General features: G+C 68.9%; 20 protein-coding genes. 13 read left to right on the top strand and 7 right to left on the bottom strand.

The annotated features are described in order from the left end of the window. Window position 1 precedes the first annotated feature (1 nt). The 3 genes from K5L94_RS12830 to K5L94_RS12820 are packed head-to-tail and all read right to left on the bottom strand — an operon-like array spanning window position 2 to window position 3566. Entirely contained in the window at window positions 2–1036 is a 1035-nt protein-coding gene (locus tag K5L94_RS12830) for an ABC transporter substrate-binding protein (RefSeq protein ID WP_274510606.1), read from the bottom strand. Next, window positions 1033–1575, bottom strand: a complete 543-nt coding sequence (locus K5L94_RS12825; protein ID WP_274510605.1) for a DUF2478 domain-containing protein — start codon at window positions 1573–1575, stop codon at window positions 1033–1035. Before K5L94_RS12825 ends, K5L94_RS12830 begins: the two co-directional genes overlap by 4 nt. Before the next feature lie 2 nt (window positions 1576–1577). Next, the gene (locus K5L94_RS12820; RefSeq protein ID WP_274510604.1) at window positions 1578–3566 is read right to left on the bottom strand and encodes a TonB-dependent receptor plug domain-containing protein; all 1989 of its coding nucleotides are present in this window, start codon (window positions 3564–3566) and stop codon (window positions 1578–1580) included. A gap of 183 nt (window positions 3567–3749) precedes the next feature. On the opposite strand from K5L94_RS12820, the gene K5L94_RS12815 reads away from it, so the two are divergent. Then, the gene (locus K5L94_RS12815) at window positions 3750–4553 is read left to right on the top strand and encodes a TOBE domain-containing protein (protein WP_274510603.1); all 804 of its coding nucleotides are present in this window, start codon (window positions 3750–3752) and stop codon (window positions 4551–4553) included. A 316-nt stretch (window positions 4554–4869) separates the two neighbouring features. Here K5L94_RS12815 and K5L94_RS12810 read toward each other — a convergent pair whose 3' ends face one another. The 4 genes from K5L94_RS12810 to K5L94_RS12795 all read right to left on the bottom strand — a co-directional run bounded on the left by K5L94_RS12810 (window position 4870) and on the right by K5L94_RS12795 (window position 8055). Next, entirely contained in the window at window positions 4870–6399 is a 1530-nt protein-coding gene (locus tag K5L94_RS12810; protein WP_274510602.1) for a diflavin oxidoreductase, read from the bottom strand. Then, a complete protein-coding gene (locus K5L94_RS12805; RefSeq protein WP_005409905.1) occupies window positions 6396–6824 on the bottom strand; it encodes a PAS domain-containing protein in 429 nt (142 codons plus the stop codon). The genes K5L94_RS12810 and K5L94_RS12805 overlap by 4 nt, the downstream gene beginning before the upstream one ends. A gap of 185 nt (window positions 6825–7009) precedes the next feature. After that, on the bottom strand, window positions 7010–7324 hold the full coding sequence (locus K5L94_RS12800) for an AzlD family protein (protein WP_180878661.1): 315 nt from the start codon (window positions 7322–7324) through the stop codon (window positions 7010–7012). Then, window positions 7321–8055, bottom strand: coding sequence for an AzlC family ABC transporter permease (locus tag K5L94_RS12795; RefSeq protein WP_274510601.1), 735 nt, complete (start codon window positions 8053–8055; stop codon window positions 7321–7323). Before K5L94_RS12795 ends, K5L94_RS12800 begins: the two co-directional genes overlap by 4 nt. Window positions 8056–8181: 126 nt before the next feature. Between K5L94_RS12795 and K5L94_RS12790 the strand changes: the two genes are divergently transcribed. The 12 genes from K5L94_RS12790 to gspE all read left to right on the top strand — a co-directional run bounded on the left by K5L94_RS12790 (window position 8182) and on the right by gspE (window position 19644). Then, window positions 8182–8646, top strand: coding sequence for an Lrp/AsnC family transcriptional regulator (locus tag K5L94_RS12790; protein ID WP_008265929.1), 465 nt, complete (start codon window positions 8182–8184; stop codon window positions 8644–8646). Between the two features lie 504 nt (window positions 8647–9150). After that, the gene (locus K5L94_RS12785; protein ID WP_337999982.1) at window positions 9151–9831 is read left to right on the top strand and encodes a TonB C-terminal domain-containing protein; all 681 of its coding nucleotides are present in this window, start codon (window positions 9151–9153) and stop codon (window positions 9829–9831) included. 16 nt (window positions 9832–9847) lie between these two features. After that, window positions 9848–10378, top strand: a complete 531-nt coding sequence (locus K5L94_RS12780) for an RNA polymerase sigma factor (RefSeq protein WP_006449274.1) — start codon at window positions 9848–9850, stop codon at window positions 10376–10378. Window positions 10379–10447: 69 nt separating this feature from the next. Beyond that, entirely contained in the window at window positions 10448–11428 is a 981-nt protein-coding gene (locus tag K5L94_RS12775) for a FecR family protein (protein WP_133934850.1), read from the top strand. Between the two features lie 58 nt (window positions 11429–11486). Beyond that, complete coding sequence (locus K5L94_RS12770; RefSeq protein ID WP_164087703.1) at window positions 11487–12038, top strand: hypothetical protein; 552 nt, start codon at window positions 11487–11489, stop codon at window positions 12036–12038. A 119-nt stretch (window positions 12039–12157) separates the two neighbouring features. Further along, window positions 12158–12742, top strand: coding sequence for a hypothetical protein (locus K5L94_RS12765; RefSeq protein ID WP_053451324.1), 585 nt, complete (start codon window positions 12158–12160; stop codon window positions 12740–12742). A gap of 57 nt (window positions 12743–12799) precedes the next feature. Further along, on the top strand, window positions 12800–13237 hold the full coding sequence (gene gspG, locus K5L94_RS12760) for a type II secretion system major pseudopilin GspG (RefSeq protein WP_274510599.1): 438 nt from the start codon (window positions 12800–12802) through the stop codon (window positions 13235–13237). A gap of 9 nt (window positions 13238–13246) precedes the next feature. Then, entirely contained in the window at window positions 13247–14152 is a 906-nt protein-coding gene (gene gspK, locus K5L94_RS12755; protein ID WP_164087701.1) for a type II secretion system minor pseudopilin GspK, read from the top strand. Then, window positions 14149–15312, top strand: coding sequence for a type II secretion system protein GspL (gene gspL / locus K5L94_RS12750; protein WP_164087700.1), 1164 nt, complete (start codon window positions 14149–14151; stop codon window positions 15310–15312). Before gspK ends, gspL begins: the two co-directional genes overlap by 4 nt. Beyond that, on the top strand, window positions 15309–15836 hold the full coding sequence (gene gspM, locus K5L94_RS12745; RefSeq protein ID WP_006449243.1) for a type II secretion system protein GspM: 528 nt from the start codon (window positions 15309–15311) through the stop codon (window positions 15834–15836). Before gspL ends, gspM begins: the two co-directional genes overlap by 4 nt. Further along, window positions 15833–18214, top strand: a complete 2382-nt coding sequence (gspD, locus tag K5L94_RS12740) for a type II secretion system secretin GspD (RefSeq protein ID WP_164087699.1) — start codon at window positions 15833–15835, stop codon at window positions 18212–18214. The genes gspM and gspD overlap by 4 nt, the downstream gene beginning before the upstream one ends. Next, window positions 18211–19644: a type II secretion system ATPase GspE gene (gspE, locus tag K5L94_RS12735; protein WP_080374927.1), complete on the top strand. Its 1434-nt coding sequence runs from the start codon at window positions 18211–18213 to the stop codon at window positions 19642–19644. Before gspD ends, gspE begins: the two co-directional genes overlap by 4 nt. The last annotated feature ends 3 nt before the right edge of the window (window positions 19645–19647 follow it).

Raw genomic sequence — 19647 nt, 5'->3', positions numbered from 1 at the left:
CTCAGGCGTTCGCCAGACTGCGCGCAAGCGCGGCGGGCAACGGTTGGCCCCACAGCAGATGATGCAGCGCGCTGATGCGCCCGCGAAGGGCAGCAGGTGCAAGCGAGGGCGTCGCGCCGGGATGCAGCCTGGACAACAGCCACGGCAGGCCAGGCAGGCGGTTGATGCCGGGCGGGCCATCCAGCCAACCGAACGGCAGCACCGGCGCGCAGTACAGCCGCGCGTCCCGCACGGCGCGCAGCGCACGCCAGCGCGGATCCTGTGCGGCATGGGCTGCGAAGCCAGCATCCTGGGTCAGGATCACGTCCGGGTCCCAGGCCAGCAGTTGTTCGAATGAGACGCGGGCCAGGCCGCCGGCACCGGCACTGGCCGCCACATTGCGGCCGCCACAGAATTCGATCACTTCGGTATTGATCGAGCCGGACAGGCCGCTTTCCAGGCCATCGCTGCCGCGTCCGTAGTAAACGCTGGGCCGCGCCGCCTCCGGACGCGCCGCCAGCACCTCGCGGACCAGCGCCAACTGCGCTTCGGCGGCCTGCGCCAAGGCTTCGCCGCGTGCGGCCACGCCAAGGAACCTGCCGACGTGGCGCAGCTGCGCTGGATGATCAGGCAGGCGCCCGGCAATCAGCTCGAAGGGAATCGCGGTCTGCTTCCACACCCGCTCGGCCGAGTCGCGATAGCTGGCGTCGAAATCTCCTGCGTCCAGCACCAGGTCCGGCTGCATCGCAAGCAGGCGCTCGAGGCTGACCGTACTGCCGCGCCCGGCAAGGCGTCCGACCACCGGCAATGTGCGCACGACTGCCGGCAGCTGCGCCAGCGCGTCGGGCGAGACCTTCATCGGCCACCCCAGCAGGCGCTCGGGCGCCACCGCGGCCAGCAGCACCGCGGCCGGTGGACCGGCCGCAAACACGCGCCTGGGTGTGGCCTTGGGTGCGCCCAGCCGCAGCACACGCTGTGCCGGCATCGCCAGCAGTCCGGCACCGGCGGCCAGCAGGGGCGCCAGCGCGAACGCCTGCAGCAGGGCGCGCCGCCTCATGCGGCGGCGTCCGGTGCGGTACGGCAGGCATCCCACCAGGCTTGCAGTGCCGCGTCCTCGGCCGGCAGCTCGACGGCCATGCCGCCGGTGAACTGCCGCCATGCGTCGAGGTAGGGCAGCTTCACCGCGGTCAGCAGCGGGATGCCCGCCAGCATCAGCGCCAGCAGCTCATCGGCCATGCCGCCGCCCTCCGATTCCAGCGTGCCGAAGCGGTTGGCGATGGCCAGCTCGGCATGGTCCTGCAGCGCCCGGCGCAGCACCACGCTGGCATCGGCGATGCCGCCCGGGTCGAGGTTGCAGCCACACGAGGCCTGGCCCAGCGCCTGGCTGATCGGGTAACGTGAAGCGGGATCGGTCACGTCCATCAGCGCCATGCGCTTGCCGCCGTTGGCCGCGGGCTCGTGCGGCAGGTGCACCAGCCCGCGCACGCGGTGTCCGGCGGCCAGCTGGCGCGCGGCGAAGGCGGCCAGCAGTCCATCGGGCTCGCCGCTGTGGTCATGCACGATCGCCGCGATGCGCGGTGTCGAGGACGCGGTCATGCTCAGAACCTCCAGTTGGCATTGGCGAACCAGGTACGCCCCGGCATCGGGTAGCCGTCGGCCAGTTCGTACCATCTGTCACCGATGTTGCGCACGCCGAGGTCGAAATCCCAGGCCTCGCGCGGGCTCCAGCTGGCCTTCAGGCCGGTGATGCCGTAGCCGGGCAGTGCGCGTACCGGTCGCGCCGCGTCGGCGTAGCTGACCTTGCGGCCCTGTTCGGCGTCCAGCGTGGCCTGCAGCTTCCACTGCGGCAGCAGCTGCCAGCCCACCGCCATGAACAGCCGCTGGCGCGGGCTGTCGAGCAGGGCCACGTTGCGGTCCTGCAGGTTGGTGCGACGCAGCCAGGTGTAGCTGGCCTGCAGGTCCCAGTCGTCGCCGATGCGCTGGCGCAGGCCCAGTTCCACACCCTGGTGGCGGGCCTTGCCGATGTTCTGCGCCTGGTTGCAGGTGCTGCCGCCGCACTCGCGCGACGCCACTACCGCGTTCTGGATCAGATCATCGATGCGGCTCTGGAACAGGGACGCCTGCAGCTGGCCGCCTTCCCACCAGCGGCCACGCAGGCCCACTTCGAAGTGGGTGGCGTGCTCGGGCTTCAGGTCCGGGTTCGGCAGGGCCGCGCCCATGCGCGCCGAGTAGCGGTCCTTGATGGTCGGGAAGCGCGTGCGCCGCGCCACGCTGGCGTACCACTGCTGGTCCGGCGCCAACTGCTGCACGTACTCCAGTACCTCATTGGTGGCATCAGCGCTGCCGGTCGGCCAGAAGTACACGCGCTTGGCGTCGCGGCGGTCATGGCCGACCCCCACGCGCAGGTGCGAGGTATCGGTCAGTGCGATGCGGTCCTCGATCGCCACCGAGGTGGTGACATCACGGAAGTCCTTGGTCGGCGAATGCGGATTGCGCTCGCTGTGCTGGTCTTCCTTGTAGTGGATCGCGAACTGCAGTTCCTGGCGCGGCAGCGCCGTCGTGGCCAGGGTCACCGAGCCGCCCACGGTGCGGTCGTCGTAGATGCTGGGGAAACTGCTGTTGTCCATCGCCACCTGGTAGCTGCCGTCGGTATAGGCGTCCAGGCCATTGCCATAGGTATCGCGGTAGACGCGGGTGCGCAGCGTGGTGTGCTCGCCCAGGCGGGTGTTGCCGATGAAGTACAGGCTGTCCTTGTCCCACCACGGCCAGCGCCAGTAGCGGATGCCGCTGCGCGCGGTGCCGGTGTAGACCGGGTTGTCCTTTTCGCCGTCCTGGCGCGCGTAGCCGATCGCGTACTCGTCACCCTCGCGCGGGGTGTAGCCCAGCTTGAACGACAGGCGGCGGTCGTCGCGCGAGGCGTTGCGGCGGTCCTTGCCGGTGTCGGTGGGCACCCGCTTGTAATCGACGAAGCCCTTCGGCAGCGGGAAGTCATCGGCCTTCAGGATCGATGCGCCCAGCTGGAAGTACCAGTCGCCGCGGCGGCCGCCAAGATTGACCGCCGCCTTGCGCTCGCCACCGTCGGCGATGCCCAGGCGCACATCACCTTCCAGCGGGCGCTCGGGACGGCGGCTGACCAGGTTGATCGCACCGCCCAGGATGTTCGGCCCGTACAGCAGCGAGGCCGCGCCGCTGGCGACCTGGATCTCGGCCAGGTCGAAGGTGGTGAAGCGGCCGAAATCCACGTAGCCGTCATAGGGCACGTAGAGCGGGATGCCGTCGAGGAACACCGGCACCTGGCGGGCATCGAAGCCGCGCAGGTAGACCATGTCCTCGTTGCGCGAGTTGCGCGCCAGGCTGACGCCCGGCAGCACGCTGACCGCATCACCGACCGTGTTGCGGTCCAGCTGCTGGATGCGCTCGGCGTCGAGGCTGCGTTCGGCCACGGTGGGCGAGGTGCCGCGTTCGGCATGCACGTCGATGGTGCCCAGGGTGAATACCGGCGGCGGCGAGGCGGTGTCGGCGGCGGCGGTGGCGGCCAGCGGCAGCAGCAGGGCAGACAGGGGTAGAACGAAACGACAGGTACGCATCCTCGCGAGTCCTCGGGTTCGTTATATCCAAGATGATATAACGGTTGGCAGGGGTCAACTTGATGACCGACCCGGGGATTCTCGGCGCCGGCCGGCGCGGCCACCTTGATCGATATCAAGCCCGGTGCAGGGGAGCGACGCCGTACACTGGCCGTTCGCGCGCAACGCAGGAAAACGAGCACCATGAGCGAGGCCGGGCCACCGTTGGAACTGCAGGGCAACCTGTGGCTGAGCATTGCCGGGCAGAGCGTGGGGGGCCGCGGGCGCTTCGCGCTGTTGGGGTTGATCGATGCCTGCGGCTCGATCAGCCAGGCCGCCAAGCGCATGGGCATGACCTACAAGAACGCCTGGGATGCGGTGGATGCGATGAACACCGCCGCCGGCGAGCCGCTGGTCGTGCGCAGTGTAGGCGGACGTGGAGGAGGCGGTGCGCAGCTGACCGTGCGCGGCCACCAGCTGATCGCCCGCTTCGAAGAGGTCGAGCGCGCGCACCGCACCTTCCTGCAGTCGCTGCAGGCCACCCCCGGGCTGGACGAGGATCTGGCCCTGATCCGGAGAATCGGCATGATCACCAGTGCACGCAACCAGTTCCATGGCCGGGTCAGCGCGCTGGCCACCGGTGCGGTCAACGACGAAGTGCAGATTGAAGTGGCGCCGGGGCTGGCGCTGGTGGCCACGATCACCCATGGCAGCGTGGAAGCATTGGGGCTGGCGGTGGGCGTGCCGGCCTACGCGCTGGTGAAGGCCTCGTCGGTGATCGTCGCGCAGGGGGAGGGGCGTTATTCGGCACGCAACCAGTTCAGTGGCAAGGTGGAACGGCTCACCGAGGGCGCGGTGAACGATGAGGTGGTGGTGGATATCGGCCACGGCTGCAGTGTGGTGGCGGTGATCACGCGCACCAGCACCGCGGCGCTGGAGCTGCGCGAAGGCAGCGCGGCAACGGTGCTGTTCAAGGCGTCCAGCGTGATCGTCGGCGTGCCGATGTAGATCGACCTTCGGTAGTGCCGGCCGCTGGCCGGCAGCTTCATGGTACGAAGCGCAGCCGGCCAGCGGCCGGCTCTACTCAAGGCGTCCAGCGTGATCGTCGGCGTGCCGATGTAGAAGGGGTTTGGGTAGTGCCGGCCGCTGGCCGGCAGCTTCATGGATCGAAGCGCAGCCGGCCAGCGGCCGGATCTACCCATGGTGTCCAGCGTGATCGTCGGGGTGCCGATGTAGCGCGATCTTCGGTAGTGCCGGCCGCTGGCCGGCAGCCTCGTGATGTGAAGATCAGCCGGCCAGCGGCCGGCTCTGCCCGACGGACGGGTCAATACAGCTCGCAGTGGGTGCGGCCTTCGCTGCGGAGGGTGTCCCAAAGGCCTTCGCCGCCGATGCCATCGATCGCGTCGCGTATCGCGCCTTCCAGGTGGCGCTTGTTGCCGCACAGGTACAGATGCCCACCACGGGCAAGCACATCGCGTACCTCGCTGGCACGCTGCTGCAGCACATGCTGCACATAGACCTTGTCGGCCCCATCGCGCGAGAACGCGGTATGCAGGCCAGCCAGCGCGCCGCGCGCGTGCCAGTCCTGCAGCTGCTCGCGATAGAGGTAGTCGTGTTCGCGATGCTTCTCGCCGAACACAAGGTGCACTTCACGTTCGCAGGAGGTCGCCTGCAGTTCCTGCATCAGGCCCATCAACGGCGCGATGCCGGTGCCGGTGCCGACCAGCAACAGCGGTGCTTGCCCGGCATCGGGCAGATGGAAGCCGGGATTGGAGCGGCAGTACACACGGGCGTGGTCGCCGCCATGCAGCAGGCTGCCGGTGGCGGTGCCAAAGCGCTCGCGGCCACGCAGGGTGTAGCGTACTTCGCGCACGCACAGGCTGAGCTGGTCATCGTACGGGTGCGAGGCAATCGAATAGGCACGCGGCAGGCGTGGCGACAGCAGCTCGCGCAGGCGCGCCAGCGGAATGCTGTCCGGGGTGGCGTGATCCTGCAGTACGTCCAGCAGGTCCAGGCCGTGCAGGTACGCCTCCAGTTCGCGCTTCTGGCTGACCTTCAGCAGGCCCTTCAATGTATCGCTGCCGCCGAGCCGGGCCAGTTCGCGCAGTACGTTCTTGCCCAGCAGGCGCAGCTCGCGGTCGTGCAGGCTGGCCACGGCGCCGGTGTCGCCGTACCAGTTGGCCAGCGCCTGCAACAGTGCAGGGTCGTTCTCTGGTACCACGTGCAGGGTGTCACCGGCCCGGTAGGCCATGCCGCTGCCGGCAATGTCCAGCTGCAGGTGCCAGGCCGCGGGATCGCTGCTGTTCAAGCGGCGGCGTTCAACGATGCGCGCGGCAAAGGCGTTGTCTTCGCCATAGGCGGTCACCTGCAGGCGCAGGTCCTGGCCGGCGGCGGGGTTTCCGTCCAGCACCTGGCCGAGCACCGGCTGCCATTGCTGGAAGAACTGCTCGTAGCCGAGATCGGCATCCACGCGGTGCAGCAGCGGTTGTGCCTGGCGCTCGCTCAGTGCGGCATCCAGGGCCTTGGTGAAGCCACAGAAGCGGGGGTAGCCGGTATCGCCAAGCCCGAATACCGCATAGCGCAGGCCGCTCAGCGTCGGGGTCTGGCGCAGTGTTTCGAAGAACTGCTCGCCGTTGGCCGGCGGTTCGCCGTCACCGAACGAGCTGGAAATCGCCAGCAGCACATCGCCGTGGCCGAGGCTGGCCACGTCGATGTCGTTGAAGGGAAGCACCTGCGGCGCGTGCGGCTGCAGGTCCGCGCCCAGGCGCTGGGCCAGGGCGCGGGCATTGCCCGACTCGGACGCGAAGCCCACCAGCAGGCGGCTGATGGCGGTGCTGGTCGGGAGGGCGTTCACGCGGCCTCGTAGAAGTCGTCGAACTTTTCCTTGCTGAACTCGACCAGGTCGTAGTTCTGCATCAGGTCGTTCACCACGCGGCGGATGCTGATGTACGAGGTGATGTTGCCGTCGGCGTCGAACAGCGGCTGCACGGTGGTGTCGACCACGTAGAGCACGCCGCCCTTGCCCAGATTCGGCACGATGCCGGTCCAGGTCTTGCCGGCCTTGATCGTGTCCCACATATCCTTGTAGACCGCCTTGGGCACGTCGGGGTGGCGCACGATGCTGTGCGGCTGGCCGATCAGTTCTTCGCGGGCGAAGCCGGTAAGCGTGCAGAACAGGTCGTTGGCGTAGGTGATGTTGCCCTGCAGGTCGGTGGTGGAGATCACCATGACGTTCTGCATGGCGTTGAGGAGCTGGGCGTTGTCGGGGGTGTAGCTCATCGCAGGGTCCTTGTGGATGCCGGAAACGCCGGCGTGTTCGGGTCCTGCATAGGAATACGCCCGCGCGGCGGCGGGCGATTTGATATTGGTCAAGTGACCGACGGGATCGGCTGCGACCGGGTGTCGCAGGGAGGTTTCTATAGAGCCGGACATGGGCTCGGCTCTACCCAGGAAGGCCGGGCGCGTCAGCCCATCAGGTAGCGCAGTACACCCGCCGAGACCACGCCGATCAGCACCGTCGGCAGCATCGACAGGCGCGTGGCGGCCAGCAGGGTGATCGCCAGTGCCGCCAGATCGGCCGGCTTGTCGGCGACGAAGTCCGGTGCGATCACCGAGATCAGCACGCAGCCGGGTGCGGCTTCCATCACTGTTACCGCGCGCTTGCTCAGCGCACGGTTGCGCAGCGCCAGGAATCCGACGATGCGGGTGAGGTAGGTGGCGGCCGCCATCAGCACGATGGTCAGCACCGAAGTCCAGTGAATCAAGCCATTGAAGATCATGCCGCGTCCTCCGCCAGCAGCCAGGCCGCCGCGAGGCCGGCCAGCGCACCGCTGGCCACGTACCACGCGCCGGGAACCAGCAGGTAGGTGGTGGCGGCCACCACCAGGCTCACCAGCCAGGGCCGCGCGGCCTTCATGCCCTGCCACATGCCGCGCAGCAGCACCAGGAACACGGCGGGGAAGGCCATGTCGAAGCCGTAGGCGTGGATGTCGCCCAGCATCGGGCCGACGATCGCGCCCAGCGCGGTGCAGGCCACCCAGACCGTGTACAGGCCGGCCGAGACGCCCAGGTAGTAGGCCAGGCTGAAGCCGAGGGCGCGGCGGCGTGCGTCGGCCACGCCCATCGCCCAGCTCTCGTCGCACATGAAGAACAGTGCCGGCAGCACCCGGCGGCGCGGAAGGTGCTGCAACAGCGGTGCCAGGCTGGCACCCATCAGCAGGTGGCGGCTGTTGACCAGCGCGGTGATCGCCACGATCAGCGCGATATGCGGCGGCGAGGTCCACAGCTCGACCGCGGCGAATTCCGAGCCGCCGGCAAAGTTGAGGCCGGTCATCAGTGGTACTTCAAGGGCGGTCAGGCCCTTCTGTGCGGCCTGGGCGCCGAGCACCAGGGCGAAGGGAATGAAGCCGATCATCACCGGCACGGCGGCGCGCAGGCCGCGCAGGAATTCGGCACGCGGGGCGGTGTCGCAGGTGGCGTCAGGCAGGGGTAGGGTGGTACGGGCGTCCATGGAACGACACAACTGAGTGGGGTGGCCCATCCTAGCGGTCCAATCACGAAATCGGGTTGCGTTGGTGCCATTGAATTAAGGAAGATTGGAATTTCCTGCGGCCATAGTCGGAACGGATGGAATTTCATGCAGTACCAGCTCGACAATCTTGATCGGCGCATCCTCGACGCCCTGCAAGGGGACGGACGCCTGCAGAACCTGGAGCTGGCCCGTCAGGTGGGCCTCTCGCCGTCGGCCTGCCTGCGCCGGGTGCGGCTGCTGGAGGAAGGCGGTTACATCGACCGCTACGTGGCGCTGCTGAACGAGGCCAAGGTCGGGCGGGGGTTCACCGTATTCGTGCGGGTGTGGCTGCGCGGGCAGGACGAGGACACCACCAATCACTTCATCAACAGCATCAAGTCTTTCCCGGAAGTGCTTGAATGCCATCTGATGGCCGGTGACTGCGACTTCCTGCTGCGGGTGGCGGTGGCCGACCTTGATGCCTACCGGCAGTTCCAGATGCAGCACCTGAACCGGATTGCCGGGGTGCAGAACACCAAGACCGAGATTCCGATGCAGCGGATCAAGCAGACCACCCGCTTGCCGCTTTGAGGGGTGGGGGCTGGCCGGGTTGCACCCGGCACCCGCGGTCGTGCCGGCTGCTGGCCGGCAACCCCAGCAGCAACAGCAACAGCAGCGGGCATTCCGTGTGTTGGCGGGGTGGGTCCGGTTGCAGGGGACGCCGTGAACCCGTCCTTGGGGGCTTGGCCGCGGCATCCATGCCGCGGACACCCCTGCAACCGGACCCACCCCGCCTTCGACACTTCGACAGTTCCCCGCGAGGTGCCGGAACGGCATGAGCTGCTCCTGGTGGGTGTCGACCTTGGCTGCTCCTGGTGGGTGTCGACCTTGGTCGACACGCTCTGGTCGGCATGGGGCCGGATGCCGTTGCTTCACAGCGGGCTCCGCGCGGCCGGGCTCGCCCTCGGCCGTGGGCGCTGGTCATCGCAATGACATGTGCTGCCGGTACGGTTTGAACCCGCTTGCTGGTCGCGCGGGCCGGGGTTCCGGTCGTGCCGCGCGTGCATTGCAGCTGCTGTCGCTGCCGAGGGTCATGTGTTCTACGTCAGGGGGCTGAATGGACACCATGCGGTCAGAACTTGGAGGGTGGCCATCGCCGCATGGCTGCTGTTGTCCTTCGCGGCCGCCGCACAGGACGGTGTTCATGCCTACGACATCCCGGCGCAGCCGCTGGAGCTGGCCGTCGAGCGCTTCAGTGTCATCAGCGGGTGGTCGGTGATGTATCCGGGTGACCTTGCCGCTGGGCGCAGCAGCCATGCGCTGCGTGCCAGCCTGCCGCCGTTGCCTGCGCTGCAGGCGCTGCTGCAGGACACCGGCATCGAAGCCGAGGTGATCGGCGAGCAGCGCGTGGTGCTGCGCCGGGGCGCGCAATCCGCGAATGAAATGACGAGCGGCAGCGAACCTGCCGACGCCGAGCGGCGCCGTCGCTATGGCGACGTGCAGCAGCGCCTGCGCGAGGCGTTCTGTGACGACCCGGGCATCGCGCCGGGCCGCTATGCAGCAACGCTGCGCTTCCGCATTGACAGCGACGGCCAGGTGCACGCGCCCGAGATGGTATCCGGCAGTGGCAATGCAGGCCGCGACGCACGCCTGCTGCAGACTCTGGCGCAGCTGGTGCTGGCGCCTGATGCCGCCGCACTGCCGCAGCCGGTGACGCTGCAGATCCGACCTTCCGGCATCGACCACGACTGTGGCCGGCGCTCGCCCCTTCCATGACTTCAAGGATTCGAACATGAGCAACGGTACGGCTGGGGCAGTTGATCTGATGGACCACCTTCTGGGGGCCTATGACGAGCTGAAGCGGCGGCTGGTGCGCAAGCTGGGCTCGGAAGAGCTGGCAGGCGACGCGCTGCAGGATACCTGGATGCGCCTGAGCGCCCGCCGCGATCGGCTGGACGCGGTGCAGAACCCGGCGGCCTACCTGCTGCGCATGGCGATGAACACCGTGATCGACCGGCAACGTGCCGACCATCGACTGCTGAGCCTGGATGAGGTGGATGCGCTGATGGACCTGGCCGATCCGGCGCCGGGCCCGGCGCAGGCCGCGGAACTGGACTTCGCGTTGCAGGACATGGTCGCCCTGCTGCAGCGCATGCCCGAGCGCCGCCGCCGCATCCTGCTGGCCATCCGCGTCGATGGCCTGCAGCAGCGGGACGTGGCCGAGCACCTGGGCGTGTCGCTGCGATTGGTGCAGCGCGAACTGAAGGCGGCCCAGGACTACCTGGCCGAGCGCAGCGGGCAGGGGCGCCAGGTGCGGTTCTGAGCGCCGGCATCCGTCTACACTTTGACGCCGAGCAGAACCCCGCAGCGTGCGGGTCCGGCATGAGCCCCCATGGACGCTGACGATCGCCCGCAACGCCCGCTGGATGCCGTCGAGCGTCAGGCGCATGCGTGGGTGGTGCGGCTGACCTCGGGCGAGGCCACCGCCGCCGATGGGCGCAGGTTCCGCGCGTGGTGCGACGCCGATCCCCGCCATCGAGAGGCCTTCGGCCGTGCACGGCGGCAGTGGGACCAGGTGCGGCTGGCGGGCGAACAGCTGCCGGCCGCGGCACGCCAGCCGGTCGCACCGGGCCGTGCACAGCGATGGAGCCGGCGTGCCTTCCTTGGCGCTGCCATTGCCGCGCCGGCCAGCCTGGTGGTGGTCGCCGCGATCCGCCCGCCGCTGGGCCTGTGGCCGCCGGTCACGGCAATGGCCGCCGATTTCCACACCGGCACCGGCGAGCGCCTGCAGATCACGCCGGTGCCGCAGCTGAAGATCGATCTGGATACGCAGAGCAGCCTGCGCCGTCGCGCCGCCGCCGATGGCGAGGGCTTTGAACTGGTGCAGGGCCAGGCCGCGATCGAAACCCGGGCCGGCCTGCGCCTGGCGTTGTTTGCCGGGCCTGGCTGCGTGATTGCCGACGAAGGTGCGGTGCGCCTGGACGTGCGCAACACCCACGGCCAGGTGCGGGTCACCTGCCTGCACGGCAGCGCCCGCATCGAGCACCCGCAGGGCCGCCTGCAGCTGCAGGCGGGGCAGCAGACCCGCTACGACGAGCGCCTCAGTGGCGTGGTGGCCGAGGCGGTGGCCTCGGAGGTAAGCGCCTGGACCGAGGGCATGCTGGTATTCCGCCGCGCACCGCTGCGTGAGGTGGTGGACGAGATCAACCGCTACCGCCGCGGCAGGATCGTGCTGGGTGAGTCGGCGTTGGCACGTGCGCCGGTCAGCGGCCGCTTCCGCATCGATGATCCCGACGCGGCCCTTGAACAGCTGCGACAGTCGATGTCGCTGGATCTGCGTCGCTTTCCGGGTGGCATCGCCGTCCTTGGTTAGATGATGACGCTGGCCCCGCGCTTCACGCAGGGCCGTTGCAAGCAAGGAGAGGCCAAGGGTGCGCAACGAGACCATCGGTGTGCTGGATCTGCGTCGCAATCTGTCGGCGTTGCTGGAGACCACGCAACGACGACCGTTGATGGTGCATCGCTATGGATCACCGTGGGTGTGCGTGGTCTCCGAAGCGCAATGGCAGCAGCAGGCGGTGCTGCTGGAGTTCGATCCGCAATCGCATCCGTTGGCGATGCTGCTGCGCCTGCAGCAGCAGGTACTTCCGCTGCCAGAGGCGGGTGCGCTGGCGCCCGCGGCGATGGCAAGGGCGCTGCTGCTGATGGGCATGTACGCAATCGATGAGCTGGCGCAGCTGCACGACCAGGTGCAGCACCATCGGCTGTGGCACTGGTTCGTCGCTGGCGGCCACGGGATGATGGAGGGCTGGCAGCTTTCGCCGTTGCGTGTTGCGATGGCGTCATGGCTGGATGACGTGGCGATGACCGATGCGCTGGCGGCCTTCGCGCAACGCAGCGAGGTGGCCGTGCTGGCGCGCCGCTGTGGCGGCGACGTGCCGCGCCTGGAGCGCGAAGCCTGCAGGCGGATGACGCTGCGATGACGCCGATGAGGAAGCGCTACGCAGCGCACAGAGAGGCATTCGCGCTGTCGCTTCATCCGCCCTGCCGACGTCTTTCCTGAGTACGGCGCATCACGCGTCTCAGAGCGCAGGCGATGCCGATGGCAGACAGTCGCAGTGTCACCATGCTGGAGCTGGACCGGCACCTGAGCCAGTCGCTGGAGCAGGCGCGGCATGCGCCGATGAACGTGCAACGCTATGGACGCTCGTGGGTATGGGTGCTGTCCAGCGATGCGTGGGCGGATGCTGCGCGTTGGGCAGCGCTGGACAGCAGCACGCATCCGTTGTTGGCCCTGCGCAGGGTGCTTGATGCGCAGTTGCGGCCCTGGCCCGAGACTGTCATGAACCTGCTGCCGTTCGATGCGGGCGATACGCGCGCGCTGCAACGCGCCGCGTTGCTGGTGGTGATGCGCGATCTGAACAGCGCGCAGCGGGTGTTCGATGACCTGCGCTACCACCAGGCCTATCGGTTGTTCGTCGGCCTCGGTCACGGCACGGCATGGTCGCCGATGCAGTGCGTGCGGCTGCTGCAGGCATGCGCGCAGCCGCTGCTGCGTGCCTGTATCGAAGACACGCTGGGCGAAGTGCCTGCACCACTGCTGGAAGCCGCGTGCGTGCCTGCAATGCGCGCAATGCCACAGCAGGTGCAGGCACTGCGAATAGCAGGCGGATGTTTATCGTACTGACACATGCACCGCTGACCATGGCGCAGCGGTCTCTTCCAGGATGACGGGGGCGGAACAATGGCAAGGCAGGTTCGTGGTCGCTGGGCTCGGCAGCAGGGTTTCAGCCTGATCGAGATCATGGTGGTGGTGGTGATCATCGGCATCCTCGCTGCGTTGATCGTGCCGCGCTTGATGGATCGCCCCGACCAGGCGCGGGTGGTGGCGGCGCGGCAGGATATCGCTGCGTTGATGCAGGCATTGAAGCTGTTCAAGCTGGACAACGGACGCTACCCCACTGCCGAGCAGGGGCTGAAGGCACTGGTGACACCACCGCAGGGCGGCGGTGCAATGCCGGTGGCCCCCTATCTGGACCGCCTGCCGGACGATCCCTGGGGCCATCCCTACCAGTACCAGATTCCCGGCACCCACGGCGACATCGATGTGTTCTCGCTGGGCGCGGACAGCAAGCCGGGCGGCGAGGCCGGCAATGCGGACATCGGCTCCTGGCAGCTGTGAGGCCCGCCGATGGCAACCCGGATGCGTTCGGTGTCGTGCGCCGGCCAGCGTGGCATGGCGGTGATCGTGGCGATGCTGGTGGTGGCGCTGGTGGCGGTGATCGCCACCGCGCTGCTGACCCGGCAGTCGGCGCAGCTACGCATGCTGCGCGGCGACCAGCTGCGCGCGCAGGTACGCATGACCGTGGACGCCTCGCTGGAGCGCGCGGCACAGCAGCTGCGTGAAGACGCGCGCGAGCAGGTGACGACGGTGCGCGACGGGCGCTGGGCGCGGCCGCTGCAATCGCAGGTGCCGCTTCCGGTACAGCTGCAGTTGGTCGATGCGCAGTCGATGTTCAACCTGCGCAACCTGCTTGCACAGGGCAGGCCGGACCCGGACGCTCGGCACGCGTTCATTGCCCTGTGCGCCGGGCAGGGGCTGGGGCAGGGCGCCTGCGCCGCTGCGGCCGAGCACATACAAGCGCGCCTGCGCGATGGCGACATCCAGGCGCAGGCACCCCTGCCGCGCGAGTCATTGATCGAGCAGGCCTTTGCGGGGTCGGATCCGGTGGCCGTGCAGGCACTGGCGCGGCGCACCGTGGTGCTGCCGGCGCAGACCCTGGTCAATGCCAACACCTGCGATCTCAGCGTGCTGCAGGCGGTCACGCCCGAGGTCGAGCGAGGGCGCCTGCAGGCGCTGCTCGGAGAGCGTGACGGCGGCCACTGGCTGCTCAATCGCGGTGACATCGCCAATCGACTCCAACTGAGCAGCGCACAGATGGCCCTGTTGCCCCTTGGCATTCATAGTGAGTGGTTTCTCGCCGTCGGCCAGGTACAGGCCGACGGTCAGGCGGTCGACTTCCGGGCGCTGATCTGGCGTGAGTACCGCGATGACGGTGTGCGCGTGCAACGCGTGTGGACGAGGATCGGTGCATGAGCGTGCAGTTGAGGATCTGCCTGCCACCGCTGGAACGCCTGCGCACCGACAGTGAGGTCGATTGGGCGCTGTTGCACAAGGGCGCCGTGCAGGCGCATGGCCGCGGGGCGCTGATGGCACTGGGCCAGCGCCATTCGCAGGCCGAGGTGCTGGCCTGCCTCGATCCGCACGACCTGATTCTGCTGGAGCTGCAGCTGCCACCGCTGACCGGGCGCAGGCTGCAGGCTGCATTGCAGGGCGAAGTTGAGGCGATGCTGCTGGACGACCTGCAGGAAGTCGCCCTGGCGCACGGCGCGCAGGCCGATGACGGCAGCGTGCCGGTCGCCTGGCTGGGCCAGCAGGCGATGGTGCAGGCACAGCAGCTGCTGGGAGCGTGCGGCCTGCGGCTGCGGGCACTGTATCCGACGCCGCTGCTGCTGCCGTGGAACAGCGGGGAAGCGACGCTGCGGGCCTGCGGTGAGCACCTGCTGGTGCGCAGCGGGCGCGACCGGGGCGGCGTGCAGTGGTGCGGCGGGCGTGACGCGGGCGCGGTGATGCAGGCGCTGGCGGCACGGCTGCAGCAGTCCGGCGTACAGGCCGTGCAGTGGATCGGTAGCGTGCCGTCCACGTGGCCGGAAAGCCTGCCTGCCACGCCGGTCGCGCACGAACTGCAGGCCTGCGGACCGTTGCCAGGGTGGTCTCTGCCCCTGCCCAGTGCGGCCCGGAAGCGGCCGCGGCTGGCGATCGGGCTGGCATTGGCCGCGGTGCTGCTGGCGGCACTGGGCCTGCAACTGCAGGTCTCGCGTTGGCGCAGCGAAGGCGAGGCGCTGCAGCAGGACATGGCGCGGCAGTTCAGCGCGCGCTTCCCAGAGATCACCGATGTCGTGGACCCGGTGCTGCAGGCGCGGCGGGCGCTGGCAGCACCGGCGCCGCTGCCGTCGTTGCCGGCGGTGCAGCGGCAGGTGGCCAGTACGCTGCAGGCGATTCCGGAACTGGGCGGCCAGGTCCGCGGCCTGCGTTACCAACCGGGCCGGCTGGACCTTGAACTGGACGCAGATGCGCAGGCGCTGGTTGACGACGCACAACGGCTGCAGCAATGGCAGCAGGCGGCTCAGGCACAGGGCCTGGAGCTGGCCCGCGCGAGCGATGGGCGCCTGCGCGTGAGCGGGGGCGACCGGTGACCACACCGACCCTGCGCCGGGGTGGGGGCCTGGCAGGCCTGCAGCAGCGCTGGCAGCGCCTGCCGCCTCGCGACCGGTTGATGCTGGGCGTGATGATGAGTGCGCTGCTGGTGGCGGGCCTGTGGTCGTTCTGGCTGGAGCCGCTGCTGAAGCAGCGCGCGCACTGGCAGGCAGAGCTGCCGCGGCTGCAGGCGCAGGCCACCGCACTGGCGCCGCTGCTGCGCGCCCGGGAGCGCCAGCAGCAGGCCCGGGATCAACGCCCGACGCTGGCCGGGCTGCGCGAACGGATCAGGTCCGCCGGCCTCGCCGAAGGACTGCATATCGAAGCACGCGACGGGCGCTGGCACCTGCAGGTGAAGGCCGTGCCCGCCGACGCGCTGTGGAACTGGCTGCTGCCGGTGCTGGCCGATCCGGCCATCGAACTGCAGCAGCTGCAACTGACACGTACAGGGGATGCGAACATGCCGGCGGCACGGATTTCCGGAAACATCGTGATGGCACCCGTTGCGGGTGGACATTCATGAGAGCGACGCGCAGTCTTGCCTGCAGCAGCGCGCTGGCCCTGATCGTGGGCATGGCGCATGTTCCGGCTGTGGTGCTGGCGCAGGACGCCCGCGATGAACCGGTGCAGTTGAACCTGGTGGATACCGATATCGGTGGCGTGCTGCGCATGGCAGCGCGATTCACCGGCCGCCAGTTCCTGGTCGATCCGCGGGTGACCGGCAAGATGACCGTGGTCTCCGAGGGTCCGGTCAGCCGTACCCAGGCCTACCAGCTGCTGCTGGGTGCGCTGCGCATGCGTGGCTTCGCCGTGGTCGAGAGCGGCGGTGTGAGCCGGGTGGTGCCACAGGCCGACGCCAAGCTGCTCGGCGGACGCGTCGGTGCGGGTGGCGCCGGCGGCGAGGTGACCACGCGGACCTTCGCGCTGCGCTACGAGAACGCGGCCGCACTGGTGGCGGTGCTGCGGCCGATGATCAGCCCGGACAACCCGATCACGGCCAACCCGGGCAACAACACCCTGGTGATCACCGATTACGCCGACAACCTGGAGCGCATTGCGCGGGTGATCGCCAGCGTGGACACCCCCGCTGGCATGGACACCGATGTGGTCAAGCTGCAGCAGGGCATCGCGGTGGACGTGGCGGCGATGGTGGCGCCGCTGCTGGATGCACAAGGCGCCGAGCCGAGCCAGAAGGTGGTCGTGATGGCCGATCCGCGCAGCAACAGCGTGCTGCTGCGCTCCAGCAGCCCCGGTCGCACGCGCCTGGCGCGGCAGCTGGTGGAGAAGCTGGACAAGGCCCAGGACGAGTCCGGCAACCTGCACGTGGTGTATCTGCGCAACGCCCAGGCCAACCAGCTGGCCGGGGTGCTGCGCGGCGTGGTGGCCGGGCAGAGCGATGCACCGGCGATGGGCAGCAACGAGGGCATCACGCCGTTGCCCGGCGATGCCAGCCGCAGCACGCCGTCACAGCCGTCGCAGGCGCAACAGGCAAAGACCGGCGGCAATGCGCTCGAATCACAGCGGCTTGATCCGAACCGCCGCGACCCGATCGAGGCCGGCAGCACCGGCTTCAGCCAGAACGGCATCTCGGTGCAGGCCGACGTGGCAACCAACACGCTGCTGATCTCGGCGCCCGAGCCGGTGTACCGCAACCTCCGGCGGGTGATCGACCAGCTTGACCAGCGCCGCGCGCAGGTGCTGGTGGAAAGCCTGATCGTGGAGGTCAACCAGACCGACGCGGCCGAGTTGGGCGTGCAATGGATGCTGGGCAATGGCCGCACCTTCGGCGGCACCCATTTCGGCGGCACCACCGGTGGCAGCGGGCTGAACACCGGCGCGCGCACCACCCTGGACGTGCTGCCCAAGGATGGCCTGAAGATCGGTGTCATCGACGGCACCATCAATCTGCCGGGGGTCGGCCAGATCCTCAACATGAAGGCGCTGGCCAATGCGCTGCAGAGCAGGGGCGGTGCCAACATCCTGTCCACGCCCAACCTGATGACCCTGGACAACGAGGCGGCCAGCATCATGGTCGGCCAGACCGTGCCGTTCGTCAGCGGTCGTTACGTGACCGACGGCGGGGGCGGCAGCAACAACCCGTTCCAGACCATCGTGCGCGAGGACGTCGGCCTGAAGCTGCGCGTGCGTCCACAGATTTCCGAGGGCGGCACGGTGAAGCTGGACATCTACCAGGAAGTCAGCAGCATCGACGCGCAGAGCGCGAGCAGCACGGCCGGCATCATCACCAACAAGCGTGCACTGGACACCAGCGTACTGCTGGACGATGGCCAGATCATGGTGCTCGGTGGGTTGCTCGAAGACAGCGTCAGCCATGGTCGTGATGCGGTGCCCGGGCTGGGAAAAATCCCGGTGCTGGGGGCACTGTTCCGCAGCGATACGCGCAAGCGCGCCAAGACCAACCTGATGGTGTTCCTGCGCCCGCACGTGGTGCGCGACCCGGCCGCCGGGCAGCGTCTGACCCGCGACCGCTACGACTACATGCGCAACGCGCAGGCCGGTGCGCAGCCGGCACAGAGCTGGGCACTGCCCGCGCTTTCCGCGCCGCAGCTGCCGCCGCAGGATCTGTCCGTGCTGGGCCAGGGCAATGCGCGCGATGGCCAGGGCCAGCCGTTGCAGAACAGCAGCCTGGCGGCGTTGTATCCGGCCGGCGAAGGCGATGCGCAGCTGGTGCAGTTCGCGCAGGGGCTGGACGTGGCACGCGCCAACCAGGGCGTGGCGCAGGCGCGGGCACTGGGATTGCAGGCCTATGCCGAGGCCACGCCGGGCGGGAGTGGACAGCGCCTGCGGGTGCGGCTGCCACGCGATCCGGCGAGGCTGGACCCGGCGCTGCAGCAGTTGCGTGGGCTGGGCTACACGCCGGAACTGGTGATCGGTCCGTGAGCGTGACCGCGCCGCTGCCGTATGCCTGGGTGCGCAGCCACGGCGTGATGCTGGCCGAGGCCGGCGGTGAGCCGGTGCTGCTGGGCACTGCCGAAACGGCCGCCTGGGCAGTGGCCGAACTGCGCCGCCGGCATGGCCCGCTGCCGTTCCAGGCGCTGGATGCCGCAGCGTGGCAGCAACGGCTGGGGGAGCGGTATCGCGACGGCGGCGATGCCGCAGCGGTGGTCGGTGCCGCTGAAAGCGAAGTGGATCTGGACCGCCTGATGCAGGACATGCCGGAAGTCACCGATCTGCTGGACGCGCAGGACGACGCGCCGGTGATCCGGATGATCAACGCGCTGCTGGCGCAGGCCGCACGCGATGGTGCCAGCGACCTGCACATCGAGCCGTTCGAGACCCATTCGGTGGTGCGCTACCGGGTGGATGGCACCCTGCGTGACATGGTGCAGCCACGCCGTGCACTGCACGCGGCGCTGGTGTCGCGCATCAAGATCATGGCGCACCTGGATATCGCCGAGAAGCGCCTGCCGCAGGACGGTCGCATCGCGATCCGGGTCGGCGGCCGGCCGCTGGACATCCGCGTGTCCACGGTGCCGACCGGGCATGGCGAGCGCGCCGTGCTGCGCCTGCTGGAAAAGGATGCCGGCCGCCTGCAGCTGCAGCGGCTCGGCATGGCCGACGACACCCTGGCCACGTTCACCGGATTGATCCGGCAACCACATGGCATCGTGCTGGTGACCGGCCCGACCGGCAGCGGCAAGACCACCTCGCTGTACGCCGCGCTGGGCCAGCTCGACAGCAGCACCAGCAACATCCTGACCGTGGAAGACCCGGTGGAGTACGACTTCGCCGGTATCGGCCAGATCCAGGTCAATGCGCGCATCGGCATGAGTTTCGGCACCGCGCTGCGCGCGATCCTGCGCCAGGACCCGGATACGATCATGATCGGCGAGATCCGCGACCTGGAAACCGCGCAGATCGCGGTGCAGTCATCGCTTACCGGGCATGGCGTGCTGGCCTCGCTGCACACCAACGACGCGATCTCGGCGGTGACCCGCCTGGCCGACATGGGCGTGGAGCCGTTCCTGCTGGCTTCGTCGCTGCGCGGCGTCCTGGCGCAGCGGCTGGTGCGGCGCCTGTGCACCCAGTGCCGGCGTGCAGAGGTGGATGGCGAGGGCCGTACCGTGTGGCGCGCGGTGGGCTGCGCGGCGTGCGCGAACAGCGGCTATCGCGGGCGCACCGGTATCCATGAACTGTTCGTGGTCGATGAGCGCGTGCGCGCCCTGATCCATGAAGGGCAGGGTGAGCCTGCGCTGCGGGAGGCGGCGCGGCGTGCCGGCATGCGCAACCTGCGCGAGGATGGCCAGCGCTGGGTCGACAGCGGCGTGACCACGCTGGAAGAGATCCTGCGCGTTACCGGCGACGCCTGAGGC

This window comes from Stenotrophomonas forensis (assembly GCF_028752115.1).
Lineage (GTDB): Bacteria > Pseudomonadota > Gammaproteobacteria > Xanthomonadales > Xanthomonadaceae > Stenotrophomonas > Stenotrophomonas forensis.
Note: the sequence above shows the minus strand (reverse complement) of the source record. Positions and strands in the feature narration are given on the sequence as shown.